The organism is Vibrio sp. 10N.261.55.A7, assembly GCF_002877365.1.
In the GTDB taxonomy this organism is placed as follows: Bacteria; Pseudomonadota; Gammaproteobacteria; order Enterobacterales; family Vibrionaceae; genus Vibrio.
The window spans coordinates 1-3,145 of the sequence record NZ_MCWZ01000330.1 but is presented as its reverse complement, the minus strand read 5'-3'; the positions used below and the strand labels follow the sequence as shown (position 1 = coordinate 3,145).

At 50.9% G+C, this 3,145-nt stretch carries 2 rRNA genes; both read left to right on the top strand.

The window, feature by feature from the left end:
• The first annotated feature begins 41 nt into the window (after positions 1-41).
• A 23S ribosomal RNA gene (locus tag BCU12_RS21400) occupies positions 42-2,932 on the top strand.
• 89 nt (positions 2,933-3,021) lie between these two features.
• Positions 3,022-3,137 (top strand): 5S ribosomal RNA (rrf, locus tag BCU12_RS21395).
• Positions 3,138-3,145: the final 8 nt, after the last annotated feature.

Here is a 3,145-nt window from a genome sequence, read left to right as displayed (position 1 = left end):
CTTGGTTGTTTGCCATACATAAAGACCTCTTGGGGTTGTATGGTTAAGTGACTAAGCGTACACGGTGGATGCCTTGGCAGTCAGAGGCGATGAAAGACGTAATAACTTGCGATAAGCCCAGATTAGGTAGTAATAACCATTTGAGTCTGGGATTTCTGAATGGGGAAACCCACGTGCATAAGCACGTATCGTTGTGTGAATACATAGCACAACGAGGCGAACCCGGGGAACTGAAACATCTAAGTACCCGGAGGAGTAGAAATCAACCGAGATTCCGAAAGTAGCGGCGAGCGAAATTGGATTAGCCCTTAAGCTTTTAATGATGCAGGTGAAGAGTCTGGAAAGTCTCGCGATACAGGGTGATAGCCCCGTAACCGACACATCATAATCAGTGAAATCGAGTAGGGCGGGACACGTGATATCCTGTCTGAATATGGGGGGACCATCCTCCAAGGCTAAATACTACTGACTGACCGATAGTGAACCAGTACCGTGAGGGAAAGGCGAAAAGAACCCCTGTGAGGGGAGTGAAATAGAACCTGAAACCGTGTACGTACAAGCAGTAGGAGCCTCCTTTGTGGGGTGACTGCGTACCTTTTGTATAATGGGTCAGCGACTTAATTTTAGTAGCAAGGTTAACCGTTTAGGGGAGCCGTAGGGAAACCGAGTCTTAACTGGGCGTGTAGTTGCTAGGATTAGACCCGAAACCAGGTGATCTAGCCATGGGCAGGTTGAAGGTTGAGTAACATCAACTGGAGGACCGAACCGACTAATGTTGAAAAATTAGCGGATGACTTGTGGCTAGGGGTGAAAGGCCAATCAAACCTGGAGATAGCTGGTTCTCCCCGAAAGCTATTTAGGTAGCGCCTCGGACGAATACTACTGGGGGTAGAGCACTGTTAAGGCTAGGGGGTCATCCCGACTTACCAACCCTTTGCAAACTCCGAATACCAGTAAGTACTATCCGGGAGACACACGGCGGGTGCTAACGTCCGTCGTGGAGAGGGAAACAACCCAGACCGCCAGCTAAGGTCCCAAAGTATAGCTAAGTGGGAAACGATGTGGGAAGGCTTAGACAGCTAGGATGTTGGCTTAGAAGCAGCCATCATTTAAAGAAAGCGTAATAGCTCACTAGTCGAGTCGGCCTGCGCGGAAGATGTAACGGGGCTAAGCTATACACCGAAGCTGCGGCTGCATACTTTGTATGCGGGGTAGGGGAGCGTTCTGTAAGCGGTTGAAGGTGGTCTGTAAGGGCTGCTGGACGTATCAGAAGTGCGAATGCTGACATGAGTAACGATAAAGGGGGTGAAAAACCCCCTCGCCGGAAGACCAAGGGTTCCTGTCCAACGTTAATCGGGGCAGGGTAAGTCGACCCCTAAGGCGAGGCCGAAAGGCGTAGTCGATGGGAAACGGGTTAATATTCCCGTACTTCTTATAATTGCGATGGGGGGACGGAGAAGGCTAGGTGGGCCTGGCGACGGTTGTCCAGGTTCAAGTACGTAGGCGGAAAGTTTAGGTAAATCCGGACTTTCATTAACGCTGAGATACGATGTCGAGCACCTACGGGTGTGAAGTCATTGATGCCATGCTTCCAGGAAAAGCCTCTAAGCTTCAGATTATAAGAAATCGTACCCCAAACCGACACAGGTGGTCGGGTAGAGAATACCAAGGCGCTTGAGAGAACTCGGGTGAAGGAACTAGGCAAAATGGTACCGTAACTTCGGGAGAAGGTACGCTCTTATCAGTGAAGTCCCTTGCGGATGGAGCAGACGAGAGTCGCAGATACCAGGTGGCTGCAACTGTTTATTAAAAACACAGCACTGTGCAAAATCGTAAGATGACGTATACGGTGTGACGCCTGCCCGGTGCCGGAAGGTTAATTGATGGGGTTAGACTTCGGTCGAAGCTCTTGATCGAAGCCCCGGTAAACGGCGGCCGTAACTATAACGGTCCTAAGGTAGCGAAATTCCTTGTCGGGTAAGTTCCGACCTGCACGAATGGCGTAATGATGGCCACGCTGTCTCCACCCGAGACTCAGTGAAATTGAAATCGCTGTGAAGATGCAGTGTACCCGCGGCTAGACGGAAAGACCCCGTGAACCTTTACTACAGCTTGGCACTGAACATTGAACCTACATGTGTAGGATAGGTGGGAGACTTTGAAACCGCGTCGCCAGATGCGGTGGAGTCAACCTTGAAATACCACCCTTGTACGTTTGATGTTCTAACGTTGGCCCCTTATCGGGGTTGCGGACAGTGCCTGGTGGGTAGTTTGACTGGGGCGGTCTCCTCCCAAAGAGTAACGGAGGAGCACGAAGGTGGGCTAAACACGGTTGGACATCGTGTGGTTAGTGCAATGGCATAAGCCCGCTTGACTGCGAGAATGACAATTCGAGCAGGTGCGAAAGCAGGTCATAGTGATCCGGTGGTTCTGAATGGAAGGGCCATCGCTCAACGGATAAAAGGTACTCCGGGGATAACAGGCTGATACCGCCCAAGAGTTCATATCGACGGCGGTGTTTGGCACCTCGATGTCGGCTCATCACATCCTGGGGCTGAAGTCGGTCCCAAGGGTATGGCTGTTCGCCATTTAAAGTGGTACGCGAGCTGGGTTTAGAACGTCGTGAGACAGTTCGGTCCCTATCTGCCGTGGGCGTTGGAAGATTGAAGGGGGCTGCTCCTAGTACGAGAGGACCGGAGTGGACGAACCTCTGGTGTTCGGGTTGTCACGCCAGTGGCATTGCCCGGTAGCTAAGTTCGGAATCGATAAGCGCTGAAAGCATCTAAGCGCGAAGCGAGCCCTGAGATGAGTCTTCCCTGGCACTTTAAGTGCCCTTAAGGGTTGTTCAAGACTAGAACGTTGATAGGCAGGGTGTGTAAGTGCTGTGAGGCATTGAGCTAACCTGTACTAATTGCCCGTGAGGCTTAACCATACAACACCCAAGGGGTTTTGATGGACTCAAATAGAACATTGAATGTGTAGTTGAACTTTTATAATCAGTTTTCCGAATTTAAGAATTTGCTTGGCGACCATAGCGTTGTGGACCCACCTGATCCCATGCCGAACTCAGAAGTGAAACGCAATAGCGCCGATGGTAGTGTGGGGTTTCCCCATGTGAGAGTAGGACATCGCCAGGCTTTAAATT